Consider the following 24,258-nt stretch of genomic DNA (forward strand, 5'->3'; position numbering starts at 1 on the left):
AAAAAATGCAAAAAATATTCACCACTTTACTAGTTTGCCTTATTTCATCAAGCTTTTATGCCCAAACTGAAGTTGAAGCAATCCCAAAGAAGGAAGCCAAAGAATTTGAAATTGACAGCACTTTGGTTTTGACCTTGGACACCACATTAAATACTCTGTACAATGTAATATCAGGTGAAAAAGAGGTAGAAAGAAACTGGAAACAATTTAAATATCTTTTTAAGGAAGAGGCCAAGTTGATTCCCTCTTATAAGGATGAAGATGACGTTTACCAAGTTCGCTACCTATCCCCTAAAGATTATATAAAAAGTTCTGGAAAATGGTTGGTGGAACATGGTTTTTTTGAGAAAGAAATCCATCGTGACGTTGATGTTTTTGGCAATATAGCCCAAGTTTATAGCACTTATGAAGCGTTTTATTCTGAATCTGACGACAAGCCATTTATGCGGGGCATCAATAGTATTCAACTTTTAAATGACGGAGCGCGTTGGTGGATAGTCAATATCTATTGGACGCAGGAAACACCTGAAAACCCTATACCAATAAAATATCTGCCATAATAATGAATAAACTTTTTACAATATTTATCATATTCACACTTTCTTTCTATTCATGTAAAAATGAAGCTGAGAAGGAAATGACCAAGGTTTGGAAAGATGAGATCGTAAAAACTGAAATTGAATTTTCCAATCTAGCCCAAGAAAAAGGCATGAATATCGCTTTTTTAAAGTTTGTTGCCAATGATGGCGTTTTGCTCAGAAACAATAAACTTATAAAAGGAAAGGATAGCATTAAAACTTTTATGCAAAACAGCACTTCTAAGGGTTTGTCTTGGAAACCAGATTTCGTTGATGTTTCAGCCTCAGGCGATATGGGCTACACCTACGGCAAGTATATTTTTGAATATCAAGATTCTTTGGGGAACAAAAAAACCAGTGAGGGTATTTTTCATACCGTGTGGAAAAGACAAGCAGACAACACTTGGAAATTTGTATGGGATTAGTTAATTCTTATCCTCCAACAAAGGCACAAACCTAAACTCACCAAACTCTTCTTTATCAAACTCCTTTTCTCCTTTTCTAGTGTACAGCGTCATTTCTTGCACATTTTTACCCACTGGAATGACTAACCGCCCACCTATTTTTAATTGGCCCAGCAAAGGTTTTGGAACAAAAGGCGCTCCAGCAGTAACAATAATGCCATCAAAAGGTGCTTCTTCGGGTAAACCTTCATAGCCATCACCAAAAACAAGTTTTTTGGCTCGATAGCCCAATTTTGGCAAAAATTTACTGGTTTTTTTAAAGAGTTCGTTTTGGCGTTCAATACTATAGACCTTTGCTCCTAATTCGCACAAAACGGCTGTTTGGTAACCGCTACCAGTACCGATTTCCAAAATTTTATCACCTTTTTTAATTTGCAACAATTCCGTTTGAAAAGCTACCGTATAAGGCTGGGAAATGGTTTGGTCTGCAGCAATGGGAAATGCTTTATCAACATAGGCATAATGCAAAAAACCAGAGTCCATAAACAAGTGCCTCGGTACGTTACCTATGGCTTTTAAAACGGCTTCATCCCTTATTCCTTTGTGCTTTAATTCATTAACGAGCTGCTGTCTTAATCCTTTATGTTTAAAAGTATCCTTCAATTTTGGTTGCGTTTGATCGGTTAAAATTAGGTAAACATTTTAAAGCCTGAAACTAATTTATTCAGAATTTATTTTTCACATTATTAACCCCAAAAATTTGAATGAATTCCTTAACTTCAACTTTTAATTATCTTATTTTTGTTGAAAACGTAAAAAATTATGCTAAAAGCAGGTGTACTTGGCGCTGGTCACTTAGGAAAAATTCATTTGAGGCTTCTCAAGCAATCAGAAAAATATAACCTTGTTGGATTTTATGATGCCGATGAGACTAACGGCGAAAAGGTTGAAGCTGAATTTGGTTATAAATTTTTCAATTCCATTGACGAACTCATTGATGCCGTAGATATGGTGGATATTGTGACTCCAACACTTTCACACTACAACTGTGCAAAACAGGCCATTGCAAAAGGCAAGCACGTTTTTATTGAAAAACCCATTACCAATACTGTTGAAGAAGCTGAACATATTCGGGAATTATTGGCCGAAAATAATTTGCGGGGACAAGTGGGCCATGTTGAGCGCTTTAACCCCGCCTATTTAGCGGTAAAAAATGAAATCAAATCGCCTATGTTTATAGAAACCCATAGGTTGGCGGAGTTTAATCCGAGAGGCACGGATGTTCCTGTGGTTTTGGATTTAATGATACACGATATTGATATTATTTTGAGCATTGTAAAATCTAAAGTGAAAAGTATTTCGGCCAGCGGTGTCGCCGTAATTAGTGACACCCCAGATATCGCAAATGCCAGATTGGAATTTGAAAATGGTTGCGTTGCTAATTTAACGGCAAGCAGGATTTCACTTAAAAAAATGCGTAAAGCACGATTTTTTCAAAAGGATGCTTATATTTCGGTTGACTTCCTCACCAAAAAATGCGAAGTGGTAAAAATGAAGGACGCCCCTGAAGTGCCTGGAGATTTTGATATGATCTTGCAAAATGCCGAAGGCGTCAAAAAACAGATATATTTTGACAATCCACCAGTACCGGATAATAATTCCATTTTGGATGAATTGGAATCCTTTGCAAATGCTATAAATAATGACAGAGCACCAGAGGTAACACTACATGACGGAACCGAGGCACTACGAATAGCCAACCAAATCATTGATTGTTTTTAATAAACCAGGTCATTACCGATTAACTTGATGCAATAATCTTTTGATTTACAATGTTAATTCAAGGATTCCCTTTTTCTTCAAAGTTTCTCTATGACATCATAAAACAAATAAATAATGAAAAACATTGCAGTTATAGGCGCAGGAACAATGGGCAACGGCATTGCCCACACTTTTGCCCAAAACGGATTTAAGGTTCAATTGATTGATATTAGCCAAGAAGCGTTGAACAAAGGTCTCAAAACTATTTCAACCAACTTAGACAGAATGGTTGCTAAAGAAAAAATATCAGAGCAACAAAAAACAGAAACCCTCAATAATATCTCAACGTTTACAAGCATTAAAGCTGGTGTAGATTTTGCCGCATTGGTTGTTGAGGCAGCAACCGAAAATCTGGATTTAAAACTAAAAATATTTAAAGAGTTGGACGAAGCGTGTTCTGAAAGTGCCATATTGGCGACAAATACGTCATCAATCTCCATTACACAAATAGCGGCAGTAACCTCCAATCCACAGCGGGTCATTGGCATGCATTTTATGAACCCCGTTCCTATTATGCCCTTAGTTGAGATTATTCGAGGCTACAATACTTCAAACGAAGTTACCAATTCCATTATGCAGCTATGCAAAACTTTGGGAAAAGAACCTGTAGAAGTTAACGATTACCCTGGTTTTGTGGCCAATCGCATTTTAATGCCCATGCTTAACGAGTCTATAGAAACCCTCTACAACGGTGTTGCCGGCGTTAAAGAAATTGATGCCGTTATGAAGTTGGGCATGGCACACCCTATGGGCCCTTTGCAATTGGCTGATTTTATTGGTTTGGATGTTTGTTTGTCCATTTTAAACGTAATGTATAACGGCTTTAAAAACCCTAAATACGCTCCTTGCCCATTATTGGTAAACATGGTTAACGCAGGTAAGTTGGGCATTAAATCTGGTGAAGGCTTTTACAATTATTCCGAAAGCAAAAAGGCTGAAAAGGTGTCAAAGCAGTTTTTAATGTAAACAATGATTCAGACCAAAAATTACATCTTAACTAAAAAAGATTACGCCAAAATTATAATCAGTAAAAGGATTAAAAAATCTTGGTGGCTGTATGCCATAATGATTGTAATGGGATTGATCTATTTACCAAGTTTTGGAAAAGATAGTTTTAGTTCATTTTTTGTTCTTTTTGCATTCATATATCCAATAGCAATAGTTATTTATTTATGGGTATGGGCTTATTCCAAAGGGCATGAACCAATCTTTTCAGAAACCAAACTTTCATTTGATGACAACTTTTTATACTTTGAACAAAGCGAGAATGAAACAAAACTAAGCCCTGGTACTATTCAAAATATCGTTTCAAATAATGACTATTTGTTGTTATACATTTCTAAAGGTCGATTTATATATATTCCAAAAAACATTTTTTATTCAACAGAAGACTTCAATAAGTTTTCCAGCTTGATAAACCGAACCTAATTCTGATGGCAAAAATAATTCCATTTAAGGCTGTAAGACCCACGCGCGATAAAGTTACCTTGGTAGCATCACGTTCTTATCAAAGCTATACCCAAGCTGAATTGGAGGCTCGTATGGATTATAACCCCTTTTCATTTTTGCATATTGTAAATCCGGGTTACAAATACCACAAAGACATCAAAGGTAAGGACAGATATACTTTGGTCAAAAACCGTTATTTAGAATTTAAGGAAGATGGTATTTTTATCCAAGATGAAAAGCCAAGCTATTATATTTATAAAATTGTAAACCGAGATGGTTTAACCTTTTCGGGCATTATTGCAGCGGCAGGTACTGAAGATTACCAAACCGATGTGATAAAAAAGCACGAAGACACCATTGAATATCGCGAAAATATTTTTAAAGACTATTTAAAAACCGTTGGCTTTAATGCAGAGCCCGTATTGCTTACATATCCAGATAACAAAATTGTTGCCAACATCATTTCAGAAATTCAAAAAGAGCGCTCCGAATATGAGTTTACAACCACTTATCGCGACACACATTATCTTTGGAAGCTTGACGATAAAGACTCCATTAGAACAATAAGTCTTGAATTCGAAAAAATGAAAACCATTTATATCGCAGATGGTCATCACCGTTCGGCTTCATCTGTTTTATTGGCCGAACAATTAAAATCTGAAAACAAAAAACACACAGGAAACGAACCGTATAATTATTTTATGAGTTTCCTGATTCCAGAATCGGAACTAAAAATCCATGAATTCAACAGGTTGGTAAAAGATTTAAACGGACTTTCAAAGGAAACTTTTCTAATTAAATTAGATGCTATTTTCCGAATTGAAAATAGAGGAAATCAGCTTTACGAACCCAGCAAAAAACATCATTTTAGTATGTATTTGGATGGCGATTTCTATTCCCTCTTTTTACGCAAAAACAATGACGCCTTTAAAACCGCTTTAGATGCCTTAGACACCCAAATTCTGTATAAAAAGGTATTGGAGCCCATTTTAGGGATTTCAGATTTGAGAAACGACACCCGAATAGCTTATTCCCACGGTAAAAATGATATGGCAACTATAAAAAGTAAAGTTGATAGTGGTGAATTTGCTGTTGGTTTTGGTTTGGTCGCCATAACCGTCAAAGAATTAAAGGCCATTGCAGATGAAGGGCTGACCATGCCACCAAAAAGCACGTATATTGAACCCAAACTACGAAGCGGTGTAACCATTTACGAATTTTAAGTAATGTTTATTTGTTTAGTTGTTCGGTCGTTTAGATATTTACAACTAAACATCAAACGGTTTAACGAACAACTATGAGCATACAAGAAAACCTAAACAATATAAAATCCTCTTTACCAGAAAACGTTACTCTTGTGGCAGTTTCCAAAACAAAACCTGTTACCGATTTAATGGAGGCCTATAACGCCGGACAACGCATTTTTGGAGAGAATAAAATCCAGGAAATGATTGAAAAACATGAGGTCATGCCTAAAGATATTGAATGGCACATGATTGGACATGTTCAAAGAAATAAAGTAAAATATATGGCGTCGTTCGTATCATTGATTCATGGTGTTGACAGTTTTAAACTTTTAAAAGAAATCAACAAGGAAGCCGAAAAACACGCAAAAGTTACAGACTGTTTATTGCAAATAAAAATTGCAGAGGAAGATTCCAAATTCGGTATGTCTGCAAAAGACGCTTCCGAAATTCTAAAATCAAAAGCATTTTCAGAACTTAAAAATGTAAGAGTTACTGGTGTTATGGGCATGGCAACCTATACCGATGACCAAAATCAAATAAAGAAGGAATTCACTCTGTTAAAAACCACATTTGATAGCATAAAAAACCAAGAAACTTTTAACTTTAAACCTAAAATCATTAGCATGGGTATGAGTGGCGATTATAAATTAGCTATTGCCTGCGGAAGCAATATGATTAGAGTTGGAAGCAGTATTTTTGGAGAACGAAACTATAATTGATGAAAATCAACAAGAACCCAAAAACTATAAACCAACAACTTATTAATTTCAACATTTAACTTTTAAGAAATCTACGCAATACTAGACATAGAAACCACTGGCGGAAAGTACAATGAAGAGGGCATTACCGAGATAGCCATTTATAAATATGACGGCCATAACATAGTGGACCAATTCATTAGCCTAATTAATCCCGAACGAGATATTCAACCCTTTGTTGTCAATCTAACAGGTATAAATAGTAATATGTTGCGCAATGCGCCAAAATTCTACGAGGTTGCCAAACGGATTGTAGAAATCACGGATGAATGTATTCTTGTAGCCCATAATGCGCAGTTTGATTACCGTATACTTTGTACCGAATTTAGAAGATTAGGCTTCGATTACAAACGAAAATCCCTTTGCACTGTAGAATTGGCTAAAGATTTAATACCGGGCCAACAGTCATATAGTCTTGGCAAATTAGTACGTTCATTGGGTATTCCAGTGGCTGATAGACATCGTGCAGCTGGGGACGCTATGGCTACAGTAAAGCTATTCAAACTATTACTTGATAAAGATATAAGTAAAACTATTGTACAACAATCAATTAGATTAAACCCAAAACACCAATTAGAACCCAGACATATAGATATAATTGAAGAGTTACCATCTATTACAGGAGTATATTATATCCATAAAGCGGACGGTCAAATTATATACATTGGCAAAAGCAAGAATATTAAGAAACGGATCAACCAACATTTCACAAGCACAAATCAAAAGTCAAAAAAAATTCAAGCTCAAGTTTCTGCGGTGACCTACGAAGAAACAGGCAGCGAATTAATTGCCCTTTTGAAAGAAAGTGAGGAAATAAAAAAAAACAAACCACTATACAACAGAGCTTTACGCCGCTCCATTTTTACTCATGCTTTATATAGTTTTACTGATGATAACAACTATATTAATTTAAAAATTGACATCTCAGACGGGCGCAAAAAACCCATTACCACATTTAGCAACCGACAAAGTGGAAAAAGCTTCATTACAAGCGCCGTTAATGAATATAATTTATGCCAAAAGCTCACTGGTTTATACAAAACAAAGTCTAGCTGTTTTAATTATGATATAAAAGAATGTCAAGGTGCCTGTATCCAAAAAGAACCCGCAGATTCCTACAACAAACGCGTTCAACAACTCATAACAAAAAACAGCTATGCCAATAAAAACATGGTTATTTTGGACAAAGGCCGTGCAGTAGATGAGCGAAGCGTTATACTTATAGAAAATGGTGTATTTCAAGGAGTTGGGTATTTTAATTTAAACTATCAAATTAACAATATAGATATTCTAAAATCCATAATAACCCCCATGCAAAATAACCGGGACACACAGCACATTATTCAAAGTTACCTTCGCAAGAACAAAAGAGTGAAAACAATTTTGTTCAATTGAATTATTTTAAGAAATTTAAGACATATTTCTAAAGTAATATCAACTAAACTATGTCAAAAAATCTTTTTACCGTTGTCCTATTTCTTACCTTTTCCATACTTACATTCTCCCAACCAAGTGAAGAACCTATTTTTAGAGTTTCACTTAGCGACCTAAAAATGACTTCCTATCCCAAAGATTCTACAGCCAACGCCATTGTTTTATATGAATTTGGAAATAGTTTTGTTGACGAAAATGATTACAAGCTACACACCGAAGAGAAATATAAAATAAAAATTTTCAATAAAGAAGGGTTTGAAAATGCCACCATTACCATACCATTACGCGAAAAAGACAACAATAGTTTTGATAAAATAGAGAACATTGTGGCCACAACTTACAATTTGGAAGGGGAAAAAGTAACCACCACCAAATTAAATAAAGAAAATATTTATAAAGAAAAACACGAATATTACTCCTTAGTAAAATTCACGTTACCAAACCTAAGGGAAGGCTCGGTAATCACCTATAGCTATACCACAATTACTCCCTTTATGTTTAATTATAAAAGTTGGGATTTTCAGAGTAGCATTCCCAAACTTTACAGTGAATACTGCGCCAGTATTCCTGGAAACTGGGATTATAACATAAAACTTATTGGTGGGAAAAAACTTTTTATTAATGAAACAAAAGTGAAAAAAGAATGTTTAAGAGGTGGTAATGGAGGTGTAGCCCATTGTTTTGATGCTAAATATGCAATGAAAGACATTCCTGCTTTTATTGAGGAAAACCATATGACGAGTAAATCAAATTATTTGGCTAGGATTGAATACGAATTAAAGAGCTTTACACAATTTAATGGTGTTAAAGAATCCTTTACAAAAACATGGGAAGATGTTGATAAAGAACTTAAAAAGGAAAAAACAATAGGTAGACAATTGGCAAAATCCATTAAAATTGAAGAAATACTCCCTACCACCATTCTTAATGAAACAGAACCATTAACAAAAGCCAAATCGATCTACAGGTTCGTACAAGAAAACTATACATGGAACGAGGAATTTAGAATTTTTAGAGATGTTTCAGTTAAAGACCTCATTCAAGAAAAATCTGGAAACGCAACTGTTATAAATATTCTTCTAAAAATACTTCTTGAAGAAACAGGAATTAAGACCAATCCCGTTTTGCTTTCCACAAGAGGCAATGGTTTTTCCACAAAATTATTCCCCGTTATTTCAGAGTTTAATTATTTAATTGTTCAGTCCACAATCAATAACAAAACTTTTTTACTTGATGCTACGGACCCCTTCCTAAGTTTTGGAGACCTTCCTTTTAGATGTCTAAACCAATATGCCCGTTTATTGGATTTTAAAAATGGCAGCAAATGGATAGAAATAGAGCCGCAGTCATTATCTCGGGTAATGTATGATGTTGAAATGAACTTTGATGAGGATCAAAAACTGGTTGGAAAAGTTAAAAGCAAAAGAACAGGCTACCATGCTTTAAAATACAAAAAAGCTTACTACCCTAACCCTGCAGAGTACAAAGAAAATTTAACCAACAATGCGCCATATTTAGAAATAATGGACCATACAGTTACAGAAGATGATGTAAGGGCCCAAGATTTTTCAGAGGTATACAAATTTGAATACCATCCTGAAAATACCGGTGAAAACATTTACCTAAATCCTTTTTTTGTAAAATTCTTTAATGAAAACCCTTTTAAACTTCAAGAACGAACCTACCCCATTGATTTTGGCTACAAAGATGATTACATTTACATATTCAAATTAAATTTGGGAGAAAAGTACACAGTAGCCGAGAAACCAAAAGATTTTAGGTTAGCGCTTCCTAGTAATACCGGGGAAATTGGGTTTTCAACAAAAATTATGAATAACTCCGTTGTTATTGTAATGAAATTTGACTTTAAATCGGCTATGTATTCAGCAGAATTCTATCCATACCTAAAAGAATATATGGGTAAGATAGTAGATATCCAGAAAAACTCTTTACTGCTCTTAAAGAAGATATAAGTTATCTTTCTTATTTTTGAAGGAGTTAAAAAATTATGGGTAAAACAAAAAAGCATTGGAAAAATAGGCTACATGAAATTATTTATGAAGCCGACACCCCAGAGGGAAAGCTCTTTGATGTAGTTTTGTTTATTGCCATTATTGCCAGTATTTTGATGGTCATGCTAGAAAGCGTAAAGAGCATAGATGTCAAATACCATAATTTTCTTAACATATCAGAATGGATAATAACTATCCTATTTAGCATTGAATATATAGCTAGAATCATTACCGTAAAAAAACCTTTTAAGTACATTTTTAGCTTTTATGGCATTGTAGATTTTCTTGCCACCATTCCAAAATACATTTCCCTAATTTTTGGAGGCGTGCACGCCTTGGCTGCCTTAAGAGCGCTGAGATTATTAAGGATTTTTAGGATTTTAAAACTAGCACGATATCTTGGAGCATCCAATAATTTATTGAGAGCGCTCAAAGCAAGCAGGGCGAAAATATCGGTTTTTCTATTCGCAGTATTAATCATTGCCATCATTTTAGGAACCATTATGTATTTGGTAGAAGGTGAAGAAAATGGCTTTACCAATATACCAAAAAGTGTGTATTGGTGCATTGTAACGCTTACGACGGTTGGTTTTGGAGATATCGCACCCCAAACACCCTTGGGTCAATTTATAGCATCTTTGGTTATGATTTTGGGGTATGGCATTATTGCGGTGCCAACGGGTATTGTATCGGCAGAGTACACCAATCAAAGCAAGCTTAAGCAAATTGAAACAACACCCAAAATACACCTAAACACACAAGCCTGCCCAAACTGTTCGGCAGAGGGGCATCAAGATGGTGCAGAATTTTGCCATAAATGTGGCCACAAACTTTGAATCCTTTAATTTATAACCGATTATAGCTTATCAACTCCACGCATAAATATCTCATATCTATTGTTGGACCAACGGCCATTGGAAAGACTGCTTTAAGCATTAGACTGGCACAGCATTTTAACTCCGAAATCATCTCGGCCGATTCCCGCCAGTTTTTTAAAGAAATGCAAATCGGAACAGCTGCCCCATCTCCTGTTGAACTGAAAGGGGCAAAACATCACTTTATAAACCATAAATCCATTCACGACCACTATAGTGTTGGTTCTTTTGAAAAAGATGCTTTAGAATGCTTGGAAGCACTGTTTAAAAACCATGATGTCGTGATTATGGTTGGTGGTTCTGGCCTGTATGTAGATGCTGTGATTCATGGTTTGGATGATTTTCCAGATGTTGATAGTGCCATCAGGAAAAGGCTAAATAATGAGCTAAAAACAAAAAGCTTAGAACATCTTCAAAATCAATTAAAAAGTCTCGATTTACCAAGTTACCAAACAATAGCTATCGACAATCCTCATCGGGTTATCCGTGCTCTTGAAATTTGTATTGGCACGGGCAAACCCTATTCATCATTTTTAAATAAAGGAAAAGCTAAGCGTCCCTTTAAAACAATTAGTATTGGTTTAACTGCCGAAAGACAAACTATTTACGACCGTATTAACAAACGGGTTGACATCATGATGGAGCAAGGTTTACTCAACGAGGTAAAAAGTTTACTCCCGTTTAAAAATCTAAACGCCCTTAACACAGTGGGCTACAAAGAACTTTTCAACTATTTGGATGGTGAGTGGGAACTCGATTTTGCAGTTTCAGAAATAAAGAAAAATACACGTAGATTTGCCAAGCGGCAACTCACTTGGTTTAAAAAAAATGAAGACACTCTTTGGTTTGATTATTTAACACCAACGGAAACAACAACCGACCGATTGAAAAAAAGCATGGAAGATGAAAGCAAATGAAGATGCCTTGGATAATCCTGTTTGGAGCGCGTTAACCGATACCCATTTTAATGAATGCATTGACTATGGAAATGTAAAGTTTTATCAAACTGATTATGCGCCGTTTGGGGCGTTTATAAATGATGAAGACACTTCTGAAGCCATTGAAAAGCATTCTCAATTAACTAAAGACTTTTTTATCGTTGGCAATAAACCTAAAATTCCTGAACATTTTAAGCCTTTAGTGCGCTATGTTGGCCTCCAAATGATGCTTTACGATCGATTGAACATTCCCATAAATGAAGAAATCATTACACTGAATGAAACCCATTATAAGCAACTCATTGATTTGGTAAAACTTGTATATCCGCATTTTTTTAAAGCAAAAACCAACACCCTAGGAACATATTACGGTATTTTTAAAAACGGTGAACTAGTTGCCATTACTGGCGAACGCTTCCAAACAAAAAATTTCATCGAACTAAGCGCTGTAGCTACGCACCCAGGCCATACGGGCAAAGGATATGCAACACAATTAATTGCTCATGCCGCAAATACGATATTTGATAAGGATAAAACACCGTTCTTGCATGTAGATCAAACCAATTTAGGCCCAATTGCTTTATACAAAAAACTGGGGTTTACGGTAAGAAGAGAAATGGAGTATTGGAGAATTAGCTGCTAAAAACAGCTTTGTGTTAACAAAAGGGCATTTGTTAAAATGAAGAGGTTATTGCATAACCACATTGCTGTATTTAGCATTAACTACGATGCTTTTTCCGCTGGCCATGCTACCAGATGAAAAATTAGAATCTTGATCTTTGGAGCTCTTTTTGGGGTGTGTAAAACGTGAACGCGTTCCTTTGTATTGCACATTACAATCTATTTTTGGAAGTTTTAAAATGGCATTACTGTTTTGTAAAATCACATTTAAATTGGTAAAATCATCACCAATATTTAAAATGGCCAAATCACCAATATTACCATCAATAATGGCACTTCCCGTAAGGTTATATATATCAACATCCGATGAGACCGCGTTTAAAACCAAATGCTTTACATTCTCCAAATTGGCCTGCTTTACATAATTTAAACTAAGTTCCCCTAAATTCCAATTGGACACATAAACGGGTGAATAGGAGGCATTAATGGAAGTCAAACTTCCATTAATGCTCTGGGCTTTAAATTTTGCATATGATAAATCGGCTTTTATATTATCAACATTTGATGCCAATTCTATTTCACCATGTCTTACATTAACTTTTAGTTTTGCCTTTTTGGGCATTTTTATTTTGATGGTCTTTTTGATGTTCGTACCTGTCTTTCCATGAATAATTTTTTCAATTCGTTCCTCACGCTCTTCAATAAGTTTACCTCGCTTCTTAATTAGCTCTTTATGAGCTTCAATACGTTCTTTTTGAGCCATGGCACGTTCTTTTTGAGCCTCCATTCTTTCAACCTGAACTTCAATGCGCGCAGCTTGGCCTTTCATTTGCTCAGCAAAACGTTTGCCCCACTCTTCCATGGTCTTAGCAAACTCTTCGTTATCAAATTCTCCTTCAATTTTTTTCGCCCAAACCTCCACCTGTTCTCCATATTTCTCTCCCCATTCCTTACCAAATTTTTCACCCCAGGCCTTCATTTTTTCCTGAAATTCCTTGCCATATTTAGATTCAAATTGTTTGGTGTATTCTTCTAAATACTTCTCACCATCCTTTTTATAGGCGTCGTAGTCAAATTTAAAACTATAAACACCTTCTGGCAATTCGGGTAACTCCGGTAACTCAGGCATTTCTGGAAGTTCTGGCATTCCAGAAACATTTGGTGCGATTGGTGGTTCTGGAACCTCAAAATGAAAATCGAAATCCATATCAGGTGAATCTGCCAATTCATATTTTAGCTCCTTTAAAATAACCTCTACATCCTTATCATCTCCATTGTGCGACGATTTAACCACCCAAACATTTGGACTTCCTCCTTTTGTTTTAATGGACACTTTATCCACCGCGGCATCAATATCAACATCCCAAGCTTTCAAGGCGTTTTGAAGCTCTTCCTTGCTCAACTTTTCGCCTTCAATATAAGCTTCTATTTCTACAACGTCTTTATTCCAAGTGTCAAACACAATGTTACAATGGCTCGTATTCAAGTCGATGGTAACATCTTTATTCACTTTTATGGATTGCGACACTTTGGTCAACTTTTCTTGTGCCAATATGCTTCCCGAAATAAGGAAACAAATGGTCCAAAACTTCAATTTTATAATTGTACTGTTCATTTTTTGATTTTTTAGATTGATTGTGAAACTTCATCAGTGTCAACATCAGAAGCATTAAATTGTTCTAGCTGTTCACGCAGGCGATACAACAGATTTAAACGAAATTTTAAATTATCGATAAGGGCGTTCACGGTCAATTCTGACGGACCGGATTCCGTTAAATCCAAAGAGAGACGCCTATATTCTTGGTCAAGCTCGTTAAGCTGTTCTAAATACCCATCAAAAAGTTCTTTGGTTTCTGGCGTGTATTTCATTTTAGACAATTCTAAATTGATACTTGCCAAATAATAATCCTCCACCTTTTTTAAACCAGGCGAAACATCACCCAAGGTTTTAGTCTCCACGGCTTCAGCATCTACCATTTGAGGTGAAGCCTCTATTGCAACAGGTTGAAAATATTTGAAAGCACCAAAACTTAAGCCTAAAAGGACAACAATACTTGCCGCAATTTGCAACCATCCAAATTTCGATTTCTTGGAAACTGGCAATGCTTCATCAAGCTTTTTTAAAAACCTAGCTTGATGGTTTTTTGGCATTTCCTCCCTTGTTATTTTGTCGTCCTTAAACAACTCCCTAATATCTTGCGCCATCTTTTTTTAGTGTTAAAAGTTCTTGTAATTTTACTTTTCCTCTTGATAATTGGGTACGTGAGGCCACTTCGGAAATTTTTAATATTTCAGAAATTTCTTGATGATCGTAACCTTCAATTAAGTACAGCATCACCACAAAACGATATTTATCGGGCAACTCGGTAATTGCCACTTTTACATCGTTGAGGGTAATAGCATCATCTACCAACCATTTGTCGTCTTTTGGTGTATCGACCACTTTAAGGTGTGCCTCCTTTAACTCAACGAGTTCATGTTTTTTAGCTTTTAAAAAATCGATACACTTATTGACCACAATGCGTTTTAGCCATGCCCCGAAAGTAACTTCTGCCTTATATTGGTGCAATTTGGTAAATGCCTTAATAAAGGCTTCTTGCACCGCATCTTCAGCGTCATCAGCATCTTTCAAAAACCGTTTGGCAACAATATACATACCATTGCAGTACTGGTTGTATAACTGCAGTTGTGCTTTTCGGTTGTTCTGTTTACATTGTTCTATAATGTCAACTTGAAACATACGGGGTTTTACTTCTGGTTTATGTTAGTTCATCTTAAAGACGACAAAAAAACAGTCGTGTTGCAAAAAATTAAAATATTTTTTTCCGGCCTCATAACAAAGCTAAATAAATGTACGTTTGCATTTTAGTAGTTATATCAATTAAATTATCTTTGTGCCTTTCTAAATTGCTCTCTATGAACACCTTTTTGAAACGTCTTTTAATTCTATTATCCATAGTAGCCTTAGGTTTATTTTTATATTCTGTTTTTGTTGAAAATATTTTCGAGAAGCGATTAAGCCCTAAAGACACGGTAAAATTTGAACTAAACGATTTAAAACTGAAGGTATTTTACAACAGACCTTTTAAAAAAGGGAGGGAGATTTTTGGTGGACTTGTTCCTTTTAACCAGGTTTGGCGAACAGGTGCGAACGAAGCCACTACTTTTGAAACCAACCAATCGCTTACAGTTAATGGAAGACCATTGGATGCCGGCAAATATACACTTTGGACTGTACCTAAAGATTCTACCTGGACAGTTATGTTTAATTCCAAACAATATTCGTGGGGTGTAAATGCTGAAATGAAACCCATGTGGGACCCAAATTACGATGTTTTGGATATTGAAGTTCCTGTTGAAAAACTAGACCATATCGTAGAGCAGTTCACCATTGCTTTTGATAATTCTACAGACAAATTGGCCCTAACCATGGCATGGGACAATGTTAAAATTTCTGTGCCCTTAAAGTAACTGGGATTATTTAGCACAACCTTTTATTCTTAATGAAAAGAAAATTGTTATTTTAGTTTAACAATTGTTTCATTTGTGGCAAAAGCAAAAAAATCGGCGTTAAAAGAAAAAAAAGGAGTTTCCTTTTCCGAAACCACCAATGAATCTTCCATCAAATCCATTAAAAAAAGGCGCAATATAAAAGTTGACCCTTCCCAATTAATTGCTTCTATTTTAAAAGGCGACATTACAGCTTTGGGGAAAGCCATCACCCTTATCGAGAGCAAAAACCCGAAACATTTAAAAGATGCCAACAGTGTTATAATGGGCTGTTTACCTTATGCAAATAATTCTATTCGTATTGGTATTACGGGAGTTCCGGGCGTTGGCAAAAGTACTTTTATCGAGGCTTTTGGCAAGCATTTAACCCAACAAGGTAAACGGGTTGCCATTTTGGCCATAGACCCAACAAGCTCAATATCAAAAGGTAGTATTTTGGGCGATAAGACCAGAATGGAATCCTTGGCTAAAGACAATAGCGTTTTTATTCGCCCATCTGCCTCTGGGGATTCTTTAGGTGGCGTGGCCAGAAAGACCAGAGAAACCATAATTTTATGTGAGGCCGCAGGTTTTGATGTCATTATTATTGAAACCGTTGGTGTGGGCCAAAGTGAAACCACGGTTCATAGTATGGTAGATTTCTTTTTACTACTGAAACTAGCGGGTGCCGGTGATGAACTACAAGGCATTAAACGTGGTATCATTGAAATGGCCGATGCCATAGCCATTAACAAAGCAGATGGAGAAAATCTAAAATCTTCCAAACTGGCAAAAGAAGAATTTAGCAGAGCACTACACCTCTACCCAGAAAAAGCATCGCATTGGCAACCAAAAGTGACGCTTTGTAGTGCCCTTAATAATGAAGGAATAGATGGAATTTGGGAGCTGATTTTGGATTATTTAAAAACAACAACCAAAAATGGTTATTTCGAAGTTAAGCGAAACAAACAAAATGAATTTTGGCTCATACAAACCATTGAAGCGCAACTAAAATTTGATTTCTTCAACTCACCAAAAATTAAAAAGGAATTAGCAAAGCAATTGAACCTTATTGAAAACAAAAAAACGACACCTTTTTCGGCAGCAGACTATCTATTAAATCTTAAGCAATAGAATTATTGTACCGTTTCAAAAGATATTGTGCCAATTTACTGAACAGTACCCCTGAAAAAGCACCAAACGCCAATCCGCAAAGAATATCCAAAGGATAGTGAACGCCAATATAAATTCGGCTATAAGCCACGACCAAACTAACTGAAATTAAAACATAAATCAGTTTTTTGTAATAGGGCCTTAATAACAGTCCGCCAAAAACAGCAACTGCCATAGAATTTGAGGCATGCCCTGAAAAGAACCCATATTTTCCACACCGCACGGCAATAAAACGTAATTGGTCAGCAATATCGGTGTTTCCGCAAGGTCTCGGTCTGGCAAAACCACGTTTGAACAGGTTTGTAATTTGATCAGTAAACGTTATCATTAATGCAACAAGAAGAATTAGGATTAATACTGCTTTCAATCCAAATTTTTTATAAAAAAGATAAAACAACACTATAGCAAAAAAACTACCAAAAAATAATTTATTAGTTATAATTAGCCAAAGACTGTCCCATTTTGGTGACCCTAAATTATTTAGGAAGAGGAACAGTTCGGTATCGTATTCTATAAGTTTTTCAATCATTTTTAGTAGTATGATATCCTAAATTTGTTCCAAAAAATCTAATCTTCGTATTTCGCTATCTCGTTATCATAAAACTCGGTAGCCTGTTTAATGGCGTTTTCTGTTTCAGTTTGCAATTCTTTTTGGTCCTCGACATCAAAATCTTCAAACCATTCCACCTCGTCATTTTCAAGATTAATAATGAACCTTGGAAATTCAGTATGAATAATAAAAATAGCATCTGGATAATCTGAATTATCGCCTAATATAAACTTTGGAAGAGACATGCTTTTTGGAATTAATTATTGGACAAAATTAGCTTTTTAGTTAGATAATTAAATCGAATATACAATAAAATTGCTGCCGAGGTAAGTCCTGCCAGTAATCCCAACCAAATACCGAAACTGCCATAAGTTTCTTCTTTTCCTAAAAACCAAGATATGGGGAACCCAACAACCCAATACGAAATAAAAACCAAAAACATGGGAACCTTTACATCTTGAATACCCCTTAATGCACCTAAAGCGAGAACTTGCATGCTATCACTTATTTGAAATACCGCTGAAACCAATAATAATTTTGCCGCAATTTGCATCACCTCTGTGTTGTCCAATGCATTTTCAATATCATTGTTGTCCAGATATAATTTAGGCAATTGTTTGTGGAAAATTAAAAATAAAATAGCGAACGTTATGGCAAAAATAATTCCGAGTAGAAAAATAGAATGGGCAATTCGGCGAAGTTCAAAGTAATTTTTCAATCCCTTTTGGTTCCCTACCCTTATCATTGCAGCCACACTTAAACCCATGGCAACCATAAAGGTCATGGAGCTTAAATTTAGTGCTATTTGGTTGGCCGCTTGAGGATTTTTGCCAAGCAAACCACTAAGCCATATGGCAGCGGTAAAAATAGCCACTTCAAAGAACATTTGCATCGCACTGGGTGTGCCGAGGTTTATAATCTTTTTTAACATTAATTTCTCTAAAACAAAAAACTTGATATGGGTGACATAAGCTTTTGATTTTTCCTTTTGCTTCAATAAAAACCAAAGGTGCCCAACCATAACTATCCGTGAAACCAGTGTGCCATAAGCGGCTCCTACAATACCTAATTCTGGCATGCCAAACTTCCCAAAAATCAGTACATAGTTTAAAACCACATTAACAATATTTGCCAGAATTGTGGCATACATGGGAGGTTTTGTCATGGACAGACCATCACTAAACTGTTTAAATCCTTGAAAAATAATTAACGGAATTAAGGATACCGCTACCCAATCCAAATATGGTATGGCCAGCTCTACAACCTCTTCGGGCTGTTTCATCAAATGCATCAAGGGTTTGGCAAAAAACACCAACAAAAACAGTAAAACACCCAAAACTGTACATAAAAACAGCCCATGCTTGAATGATGATTTTCCTTTTTTGAAATTTTGTTCAGCATCTGCCTCAGCGATTAAGGGTGTTATAGCCGTTGAAAACCCAATGCCCAAAGACATGGCAATGAACATAAAACTATTACCCAAAGAAACTGCTGCAAGCTCAGCACTTCCCAACTGACCAACCATAACGTTATCGACAAAACTGACAAAAGTATGGCCAAGCATCCCCAACATAACAGGTGAAGCAAGGTTCCAGTTGTACTTAAATTCTTTGGTGTAATTAGCCAATTTCATGAGGCAAATGTAAACTATACCCTTTGTTTTTGCGAATATTATCAACCTCTTTTATGTTGATAACGCATTAACAAATGTTAATAAAAACAGAGAATATTGTCAGATATTTACTCTTTTTTTGTATCTTTACTTAATTCTCTTTAAAACTAAATAGCAGGCTACGAGACAGTTAAGTTTTATATTGATAGGGATTTAAAATATTAAAAACTTAAAGTTTCAAATTATGGGGAGGAAAGAAATTTCCTCCTCTTTTGTTTTTAGCGTATGCTAAATTTCTGGAATGTTTTTTTGTGCCTCTTCAAATTCCTCAATGATTTCAGCAACAATTTGGGCAACTGGTTTAATGTCATTTATCAATCCAGAAATTTGCCCAATTTCCAATTCGCCTTCTTCCAAATCACCTTCAAACATGCCTTTTTTGGCCCTTGCCCTTCCCAATAATTCCCTTAACTCCTCAACAGTTGGTGATGTTTTGTAAAGTGCTTGGACATCATTATAAAATTTGTTTTTTATCAATCTAACTGGAGCCAATTCTTTTAAGGTGAGTTGGGAATCTCCCTCTTTGGCATTAACAATGGCTTGCTTAAAATTAATGTGCGCCGAACTCTCTTGGCTGGCTGCAAACCGACTTCCTATTTGCACACCATCTGCACCTAGAATCATCGTTGCCAACATGGCCCTGCCTGTTGCAATTCCACCAGCCGCTATCAAAGGAATATTTATTTTCTCTTTCACCATTGGGATTAGAGCCAAGGTTGTAGTTTCATCTCTTCCGTTATGTCCACCGGCTTCAAATCCTTCGGCTACTATAGCATCAACCCCAGCATCTTGGGCCTTTAGCGCGAACTTCACACTACTTACCACATGAACAACCGTAATACCACGTTCTTGCAACCAGCCTGTCCACGTTTTTGGATTTCCTGCCGATGTGAATACAATTTTTACGCCTTCCTCAACAATAATATCCATAAGTTTTTCAATATCTGGATACAACATCGGAACGTTTACACCAAAAGGTTTGTTGGTCGCTTTTTTACATTTTTGAATATGCTCCCTGAGCACTTCTGGATACATAGAACCCGCTCCTATTAACCCTAAAATTCCAGAATTACTAGAAGCTGAAGCCAATCGCCAACCACTGTTCCAAACCATGCCAGCTTGAATGATGGGATAATTAATATTGAATAATTTAGTGATTTTATTTGCCATTAGTACTTTATCAATTTAATAGCCTTGGTATTTCTAGATGAAGTTATTCGTGCCATGTACATCCCTTGGGGTAAAAAATCCAAATCAATAGTTTGGAGTTCATTAGTTGCAACATAGATTTCCTTTAAAAATTTTCCCAAAGCATTAAATAACTGAAAGGTTACCGTGTTTTGATTTGATGTTAATTTTAGATAAAGTTTATCCTTCACCGGGTTTGGATAATATTCAACAATAAGATTACCCGGAAGATTTGTGCCATTTGGTAATTCTCCATCCACCACAGCCCTGAAATTGGGTATTCCATAACCCAGAAAATAATCTGGGGAAGAATATTGAGAAGATGACTCCCTAATCAACTGCATGATTTCGGCGTTGGTTCTATCAGGCATGGCTTGCCACAAACATGCCACACCACCAGCCAAAATCGGAGCACTAAATGATGTTCCATTACCAGAATAAATGCCATCATTTTCGGCAATTATGAAGCTCGCTTGCCCTTGGGCAACCACATCGGGTTTTTGAGTGGGTTGATTATTACTGCCCACTGAGCTAAAGGAGGCGTAATTACCATTACTATCCACAGCCCCGACAGAAAGTACATTAGGCGAATCAGCAGGCGCCCCAACTCCACCATTACCGGAATTGCCTGCAGAAACCACCAATAACATGCCTTTTTCAAAAGCAATATTGGCTCCTTTTGAGATAAATGCCGTATGTCCATTTAAATTTGCAGCAGTATGTGAATAGTTTGGATTGTCATAAGAAGTATATCCCAAAGAAGTATTGATTATATCTACCCCCAAACTATCCGCCCTTTCGGCAGCTTCAACCCAATAACTTTCTTCAACGGGGTTTTCACTGGTAGCATCTTCCGTAATGAACAGATAGCACGATGCATCTGGTGCAGTGCCTACATATTGTGACCCGCCTTCCAAATAGCCAGCCATACAACTTAAAACATATGTACCGTGTCCGCTGGTTGTGTTAGTATAAACATCAGTATCCCTGTTTACAAAATCATACGCACCTAAAATATTATTGGCATCTCTTAACCTTTGAAAACCATTCATGCTATTGACATTTGGAAAACCGGCATCAAGAACCGCAACGGTCATACCAGCCCCGGTATAGTCCAAAACATGTAAATCATCTACCTTCAGCATTTGTACTTGATTTAAAGCACTACCATATTCAAAAAATGTTAATGTACTTTCTAATTTAGATTTTAATTTTTGTTTTGAAGGTTCAATATTATTGGAACTTCTGTTCAAACTTTTATTAGCAAAATCTATAGAACTGACAAAGCTTAGCTCCAAAAGTCCAGAAATGTCAGCTTGACTACCACGAACATGAACCGCATTCAGCCATTTAGATTTAGCCATCACTGTTATACCTGTGGTAATTTTTAATTGGGAAATATAATTTTCGTTAACCGGAACATCGCGTTCATCAACAGCCACACCATATCTGGATTTTCTATCGATTGCTTTTTGGGTAAGGATGGTAATTGGATTGGCTATAGAATTTGACACGTTTTCTTTATCAACCAAATAAACCCATGCATCTTCTTGGGCAAAGGTTAAAAGTTGAAATAAAAGGAAACTGCAAAATACTATTCCTTTAGTCATAATTTTTTTATGACAATTTACGAAATAACTCCTGATCCTACCAACTCATCTTCAATATACCAAGCCACAAACTGGCCTTCGGTTATTGCGGATTGAAAATTTTCAAATTCAACATATAAGCCAGAATCTACTTTATGAAGGGTTGCCTTTTCAAGAGGTTGCCTGTAACGAATTCGGGCTTTTACATGCATGGTTTCATCAACGGCCAGCTCTAAATCTTCACGAATCCAATGTATTTCTTCGTTGTTTACAAACAAGGCTTTTTTTAACAGACCGGGATGCTCCTTCCCCTGACCCGTGTAGATTATGTTTTCCTCAACATCGGTATCAATAACAAATAAAGGCTCAACCGTACCGCCAACGGCAAGTCCTTTACGCTGCCCTTTGGTAAAGTAGTGCGCGCCTTGATGCTTACCTACTATTTTACCATAATCCAGTTTGTAGTTTATCTTTCTTGATAGATATTTTAATTTCTCCTCTTCGGAATCAAAATGGGTTTCAACAGTTTTAAAAATGTCTTGTTCTTTTGGAATTTCAACAATAACACCTTCTTTTGGCTTTAATTGTTGCTGAAGAAAATCCGGCAATTTCACTTTACCAATAAAACATAGACCTTGTGAGTCCTTTTTTTCAGCAGTAACCAAATCCAATTTTGAGGCGATTTCTCGCACCTCAGGTTTAGTCAATTCACCGATTGGAAATAAAGATTTGGCCAATTGTTCTTGCGATAATTGACATAGAAAATAGGATTGATCTTTATTGCCATCAACACCTGCCAACAATTGGTAAATGTCTTTACCATCTTTTTGAATAATCCCTTTTCTGCAATAATGCCCGGTGGCCACATAGTCTGCACCCAACTCCAGAGCAATTTTCATGAAAACATCAAACTTAATTTCCCTATTGCAAAGCACATCGGGGTTTGGTGTTCTACCTTTTTCATATTCATGGAACATGTAATCGACTATGCGTTCTTTATACTGCTCGCTTAAATCGACAGTTTGAAAAGGGATGCCTAATTTTTCAGCAACCAACATAGCATCATTGCTATCGTCCAACCATGGGCATTCATTGGAAATGGTAACGGAATCATCATGCCAGTTTTTCATAAACAAACCAATAACCTCATAGCCCTGCTCTTTTAGCAAGTATGCTGCTACACTGGAATCTACCCCGCCTGAAAGTCCGATAATTACCCGTTTCATTATTAAAAATTGATGTGCAAAGATACACATTATTAGCCTATTCTTTTATAGTTTAATCACATCGGAAATAAATCACTACAATCATTTTGTTTAATATTTTTTAAAATAAATGAAACAAAAATTTGGAACTTTGTTTACTTTTTTTATATTTTTGTTAAACAAAAAATTAAAACTTGTATTATGAAAAGATTAAGAGCCATTCAAAAATTAGTAATCGTTTTAATAACGACAAGCCTAGTTGTTTCATGTAGTAATGATGACGACAACACCGTAACTGGGCCAACCTTAAACATTGTTGAAACCGCCCAATCAGTTAATGATTTAAGTATTTTGGTTGACGCCGTAGTTCAAGCTGGGTTAGTAAATGCCTTAACTGCTTCTGGAGATAAAACTGTTTTAGCGCCCACCAATGAAGCATTTACAGACTTTTTAGCCGAAAAGGGATTTAGCTCGCTTGCTGAAGTTCCCAACGATGTGTTAACTCAAATCTTATTGAACCATGTAATTGCTGGCGCCAACATTTCATCATCAGCCCTCATAGGAAACACAGGCTATGCCAATACCATGGCTAGTGGACCGAACGGAACAAATTTGAGTCTTTTCTATGATGGCACCTCCGGAGTGATGTTTAATGGGACAGCTAAAGTTGCAATGCCTGATGTTTTAACAACAAATGGTGTTGTTCATGTAATCGATAAAGTAATTGATCTTCCTACCATCGGAACGTTTGCGACTACAAATCCAAATTTATCGGTTTTGGTAGACGTGTTGGCTTATGCCGATTCCGGAACACCAACTGTTTCATATATTTCTACGGTATCAGATGCTATGGCCGGACCATTCACTGTATTTGCACCAACCAATGATGCTTTTGTAGCATTATTGGCAGAGTTGAAAGTTTCTGCTTTATCTGAAGTAGAAACCTCAACTGTTGATGCCGTGCTTTTACATCATATTGTAAATGCCAATGTGCAATCCAATCAATTAACCAGTGGTGAAGTCGGTACATTAGGAGGTCCGATTACTGCGGATGCAACTGCCTTTACCCTCACAGATGCCAATGGCAGAATGAGCAACATTGTAACAACATTAGTAGATATTCAGGGTATTAACGGGGTGGTTCACGTTATAGACCGCGTTATACTTCCTGATTTAGAACAATAAAATTAGTTTGGTTTGTTGATTATAGGCAATACTTAATTATTCCCATAAAATTGCCTATGAAAGAGAGCGC

At 36.1% G+C, this 24,258-nt stretch carries 25 protein-coding genes; 15 read left to right on the forward strand and 10 right to left on the reverse strand.

The window, feature by feature from the left end:
• The first annotated feature begins 5 nt into the window (after positions 1 to 5).
• A complete protein-coding gene (locus tag WJN01_RS11005; protein WP_445197215.1) occupies positions 6 to 560 on the forward strand; it encodes a hypothetical protein in 555 nt (184 codons plus the stop codon).
• Between the two features lie 2 nt (positions 561 to 562).
• On the forward strand, positions 563 to 1,003 hold the full coding sequence (locus WJN01_RS11010) for a YybH family protein (protein WP_445197216.1): 441 nt from the start codon (positions 563 to 565) through the stop codon (positions 1,001 to 1,003).
• Here WJN01_RS11010 and WJN01_RS11015 read toward each other — a convergent pair whose 3' ends face one another.
• Positions 1,004 to 1,645 (reverse strand): protein-L-isoaspartate(D-aspartate) O-methyltransferase, encoded by a 642-nt coding sequence (locus WJN01_RS11015; protein ID WP_445197217.1) that lies wholly within the window; start codon positions 1,643 to 1,645, stop codon positions 1,004 to 1,006. It lies immediately after the preceding gene.
• A 159-nt stretch (positions 1,646 to 1,804) separates the two neighbouring features.
• Between WJN01_RS11015 and WJN01_RS11020 the strand changes: the two genes are divergently transcribed.
• The 10 genes from WJN01_RS11020 (at position 1,805) to WJN01_RS11065 (ending at position 12,159) form a co-directional block, all read left to right on the forward strand.
• On the forward strand, positions 1,805 to 2,764 hold the full coding sequence (locus tag WJN01_RS11020; protein ID WP_445197218.1) for a Gfo/Idh/MocA family protein: 960 nt from the start codon (positions 1,805 to 1,807) through the stop codon (positions 2,762 to 2,764).
• Between the two features lie 114 nt (positions 2,765 to 2,878).
• On the forward strand, positions 2,879 to 3,769 hold the full coding sequence (locus tag WJN01_RS11025) for a 3-hydroxyacyl-CoA dehydrogenase family protein (protein ID WP_445197219.1): 891 nt from the start codon (positions 2,879 to 2,881) through the stop codon (positions 3,767 to 3,769).
• 3 nt (positions 3,770 to 3,772) lie between these two features.
• Positions 3,773 to 4,231, forward strand: coding sequence for a YcxB family protein (locus WJN01_RS11030; protein ID WP_445197220.1), 459 nt, complete (start codon positions 3,773 to 3,775; stop codon positions 4,229 to 4,231).
• A 5-nt stretch (positions 4,232 to 4,236) separates the two neighbouring features.
• Positions 4,237 to 5,475 (forward strand): DUF1015 domain-containing protein, encoded by a 1,239-nt coding sequence (locus WJN01_RS11035; protein ID WP_445197221.1) that lies wholly within the window; start codon positions 4,237 to 4,239, stop codon positions 5,473 to 5,475.
• Between the two features lie 74 nt (positions 5,476 to 5,549).
• Entirely contained in the window at positions 5,550 to 6,218 is a 669-nt protein-coding gene (locus WJN01_RS11040) for a YggS family pyridoxal phosphate-dependent enzyme (RefSeq protein ID WP_445197222.1), read from the forward strand.
• 69 nt (positions 6,219 to 6,287) lie between these two features.
• Entirely contained in the window at positions 6,288 to 7,652 is a 1,365-nt protein-coding gene (locus WJN01_RS11045) for an exonuclease domain-containing protein (protein ID WP_445197477.1), read from the forward strand.
• Positions 7,653 to 7,702: 50 nt separating this feature from the next.
• Positions 7,703 to 9,664: a DUF3858 domain-containing protein gene (locus WJN01_RS11050; protein WP_445197223.1), complete on the forward strand. Its 1,962-nt coding sequence runs from the start codon at positions 7,703 to 7,705 to the stop codon at positions 9,662 to 9,664.
• Positions 9,665 to 9,699: 35 nt separating this feature from the next.
• Positions 9,700 to 10,539: an ion transporter gene (locus tag WJN01_RS11055; RefSeq protein ID WP_445197224.1), complete on the forward strand. Its 840-nt coding sequence runs from the start codon at positions 9,700 to 9,702 to the stop codon at positions 10,537 to 10,539.
• Positions 10,540 to 10,568: 29 nt separating this feature from the next.
• On the forward strand, positions 10,569 to 11,495 hold the full coding sequence (gene miaA / locus WJN01_RS11060) for a tRNA (adenosine(37)-N6)-dimethylallyltransferase MiaA (RefSeq protein WP_445197478.1): 927 nt from the start codon (positions 10,569 to 10,571) through the stop codon (positions 11,493 to 11,495).
• Positions 11,482 to 12,159, forward strand: a complete 678-nt coding sequence (locus WJN01_RS11065; RefSeq protein ID WP_445197225.1) for a GNAT family N-acetyltransferase — start codon at positions 11,482 to 11,484, stop codon at positions 12,157 to 12,159. The genes miaA and WJN01_RS11065 overlap by 14 nt, the downstream gene beginning before the upstream one ends.
• Before the next feature lie 45 nt (positions 12,160 to 12,204).
• Here the strand turns inward: WJN01_RS11065 and WJN01_RS11070 are convergent, their stop codons facing one another.
• Genes WJN01_RS11070 through WJN01_RS11080 form a run of 3 tightly spaced genes read right to left on the reverse strand, consistent with a single transcriptional unit; the run spans position 12,205 to position 14,877 of the window.
• Positions 12,205 to 13,752 (reverse strand): hypothetical protein, encoded by a 1,548-nt coding sequence (locus WJN01_RS11070; protein WP_445197226.1) that lies wholly within the window; start codon positions 13,750 to 13,752, stop codon positions 12,205 to 12,207.
• 11 nt (positions 13,753 to 13,763) lie between these two features.
• A complete protein-coding gene (locus WJN01_RS11075) occupies positions 13,764 to 14,342 on the reverse strand; it encodes a hypothetical protein (RefSeq protein ID WP_445197227.1) in 579 nt (192 codons plus the stop codon).
• Complete coding sequence (locus WJN01_RS11080; RefSeq protein ID WP_445197228.1) at positions 14,326 to 14,877, reverse strand: RNA polymerase sigma factor; 552 nt, start codon at positions 14,875 to 14,877, stop codon at positions 14,326 to 14,328. The genes WJN01_RS11075 and WJN01_RS11080 overlap by 17 nt, the downstream gene beginning before the upstream one ends.
• 176 nt (positions 14,878 to 15,053) lie before the next feature.
• Here WJN01_RS11080 and WJN01_RS11085 point away from each other — a divergent pair, with 176 nt between their 5' ends.
• Together WJN01_RS11085 and meaB are read left to right on the forward strand one after the other, a co-directional pair.
• Positions 15,054 to 15,608 carry a DUF2911 domain-containing protein gene (locus tag WJN01_RS11085; RefSeq protein ID WP_445197229.1) on the forward strand — a complete coding sequence of 185 codons (555 nt, stop codon included), beginning with the start codon at positions 15,054 to 15,056 and terminating at the stop codon, positions 15,606 to 15,608.
• A gap of 75 nt (positions 15,609 to 15,683) precedes the next feature.
• The gene (gene meaB, locus WJN01_RS11090; RefSeq protein ID WP_445197230.1) at positions 15,684 to 16,760 is read left to right on the forward strand and encodes a methylmalonyl Co-A mutase-associated GTPase MeaB; all 1,077 of its coding nucleotides are present in this window, start codon (positions 15,684 to 15,686) and stop codon (positions 16,758 to 16,760) included.
• On the opposite strand, the gene WJN01_RS11095 is transcribed toward meaB, so the two are convergent.
• The 6 genes from WJN01_RS11095 to mnmA all read right to left on the reverse strand — a co-directional run bounded on the left by WJN01_RS11095 (position 16,750) and on the right by mnmA (position 23,024).
• A complete protein-coding gene (locus WJN01_RS11095) occupies positions 16,750 to 17,166 on the reverse strand; it encodes a phosphatase PAP2 family protein (protein WP_445197231.1) in 417 nt (138 codons plus the stop codon). The genes meaB and WJN01_RS11095 overlap by 11 nt on opposite strands.
• A gap of 200 nt (positions 17,167 to 17,366) precedes the next feature.
• A complete protein-coding gene (locus tag WJN01_RS11100; protein WP_445197232.1) occupies positions 17,367 to 17,594 on the reverse strand; it encodes a DUF8828 family protein in 228 nt (75 codons plus the stop codon).
• Positions 17,595 to 17,605: 11 nt separating this feature from the next.
• Positions 17,606 to 18,982 carry an MATE family efflux transporter gene (locus WJN01_RS11105; RefSeq protein ID WP_445197233.1) on the reverse strand — a complete coding sequence of 459 codons (1,377 nt, stop codon included), beginning with the start codon at positions 18,980 to 18,982 and terminating at the stop codon, positions 17,606 to 17,608.
• A 267-nt stretch (positions 18,983 to 19,249) separates the two neighbouring features.
• Positions 19,250 to 20,191 carry an NAD(P)H-dependent flavin oxidoreductase gene (locus WJN01_RS11110; protein WP_445197234.1) on the reverse strand — a complete coding sequence of 314 codons (942 nt, stop codon included), beginning with the start codon at positions 20,189 to 20,191 and terminating at the stop codon, positions 19,250 to 19,252.
• Positions 20,191 to 21,819 (reverse strand): S8 family serine peptidase, encoded by a 1,629-nt coding sequence (locus WJN01_RS11115; RefSeq protein WP_445197235.1) that lies wholly within the window; start codon positions 21,817 to 21,819, stop codon positions 20,191 to 20,193. The genes WJN01_RS11110 and WJN01_RS11115 overlap by 1 nt, the downstream gene beginning before the upstream one ends.
• A gap of 17 nt (positions 21,820 to 21,836) precedes the next feature.
• Entirely contained in the window at positions 21,837 to 23,024 is a 1,188-nt protein-coding gene (gene mnmA / locus WJN01_RS11120) for a tRNA 2-thiouridine(34) synthase MnmA (protein WP_445197236.1), read from the reverse strand.
• 180 nt (positions 23,025 to 23,204) lie between these two features.
• Between mnmA and WJN01_RS11125 the strand changes: the two genes are divergently transcribed.
• On the forward strand, positions 23,205 to 24,188 hold the full coding sequence (locus WJN01_RS11125; RefSeq protein WP_445197237.1) for a fasciclin domain-containing protein: 984 nt from the start codon (positions 23,205 to 23,207) through the stop codon (positions 24,186 to 24,188).
• Positions 24,189 to 24,258 lie beyond the last annotated feature (70 nt).

Source organism: Tamlana sedimenti (genome assembly GCF_038148895.1).
In the GTDB taxonomy this organism is placed as follows: Bacteria; Bacteroidota; Bacteroidia; order Flavobacteriales; family Flavobacteriaceae; genus Tamlana.

Excerpts from the sequence above, each read along its gene's own strand:
- WJN01_RS11010 (WP_445197216.1), top strand. The coding sequence starts at position 563 with ATGAATAAACTTTTTACAATATTTATCATATTCACACTTTCTTTCTAT.
- WJN01_RS11030 (WP_445197220.1), top strand. The coding sequence starts at position 3,773 with ATGATTCAGACCAAAAATTACATCTTAACTAAAAAAGATTACGCCAAA.
- WJN01_RS11005 (WP_445197215.1), top strand. The coding sequence starts at position 6 with ATGCAAAAAATATTCACCACTTTACTAGTTTGCCTTATTTCATCAAGC.
- WJN01_RS11085 (WP_445197229.1), top strand. The coding sequence starts at position 15,054 with ATGAACACCTTTTTGAAACGTCTTTTAATTCTATTATCCATAGTAGCC.
- WJN01_RS11080 (WP_445197228.1), bottom strand. The coding sequence starts at position 14,877 with ATGTTTCAAGTTGACATTATAGAACAATGTAAACAGAACAACCGAAAA.
- mnmA (WP_445197236.1), bottom strand. The coding sequence starts at position 23,024 with ATGAAACGGGTAATTATCGGACTTTCAGGCGGGGTAGATTCCAGTGTA.
- WJN01_RS11115 (WP_445197235.1), bottom strand. The coding sequence starts at position 21,819 with ATGACTAAAGGAATAGTATTTTGCAGTTTCCTTTTATTTCAACTTTTA.
- WJN01_RS11035 (WP_445197221.1), top strand. The coding sequence starts at position 4,237 with ATGGCAAAAATAATTCCATTTAAGGCTGTAAGACCCACGCGCGATAAA.
- WJN01_RS11055 (WP_445197224.1), top strand. The coding sequence starts at position 9,700 with ATGGGTAAAACAAAAAAGCATTGGAAAAATAGGCTACATGAAATTATT.
- WJN01_RS11105 (WP_445197233.1), bottom strand. The coding sequence starts at position 18,982 with ATGAAATTGGCTAATTACACCAAAGAATTTAAGTACAACTGGAACCTT.
- WJN01_RS11025 (WP_445197219.1), top strand. The coding sequence starts at position 2,879 with ATGAAAAACATTGCAGTTATAGGCGCAGGAACAATGGGCAACGGCATT.
- WJN01_RS11020 (WP_445197218.1), top strand. The coding sequence starts at position 1,805 with ATGCTAAAAGCAGGTGTACTTGGCGCTGGTCACTTAGGAAAAATTCAT.
- WJN01_RS11065 (WP_445197225.1), top strand. The coding sequence starts at position 11,482 with ATGAAAGCAAATGAAGATGCCTTGGATAATCCTGTTTGGAGCGCGTTA.
- WJN01_RS11125 (WP_445197237.1), top strand. The coding sequence starts at position 23,205 with ATGAAAAGATTAAGAGCCATTCAAAAATTAGTAATCGTTTTAATAACG.
- WJN01_RS11070 (WP_445197226.1), bottom strand. The coding sequence starts at position 13,752 with ATGAACAGTACAATTATAAAATTGAAGTTTTGGACCATTTGTTTCCTT.
- WJN01_RS11040 (WP_445197222.1), top strand. The coding sequence starts at position 5,550 with ATGAGCATACAAGAAAACCTAAACAATATAAAATCCTCTTTACCAGAA.
- WJN01_RS11100 (WP_445197232.1), bottom strand. The coding sequence starts at position 17,594 with ATGTCTCTTCCAAAGTTTATATTAGGCGATAATTCAGATTATCCAGAT.
- WJN01_RS11075 (WP_445197227.1), bottom strand. The coding sequence starts at position 14,342 with ATGGCGCAAGATATTAGGGAGTTGTTTAAGGACGACAAAATAACAAGG.
- WJN01_RS11110 (WP_445197234.1), bottom strand. The coding sequence starts at position 20,191 with ATGGCAAATAAAATCACTAAATTATTCAATATTAATTATCCCATCATT.
- WJN01_RS11050 (WP_445197223.1), top strand. The coding sequence starts at position 7,703 with ATGTCAAAAAATCTTTTTACCGTTGTCCTATTTCTTACCTTTTCCATA.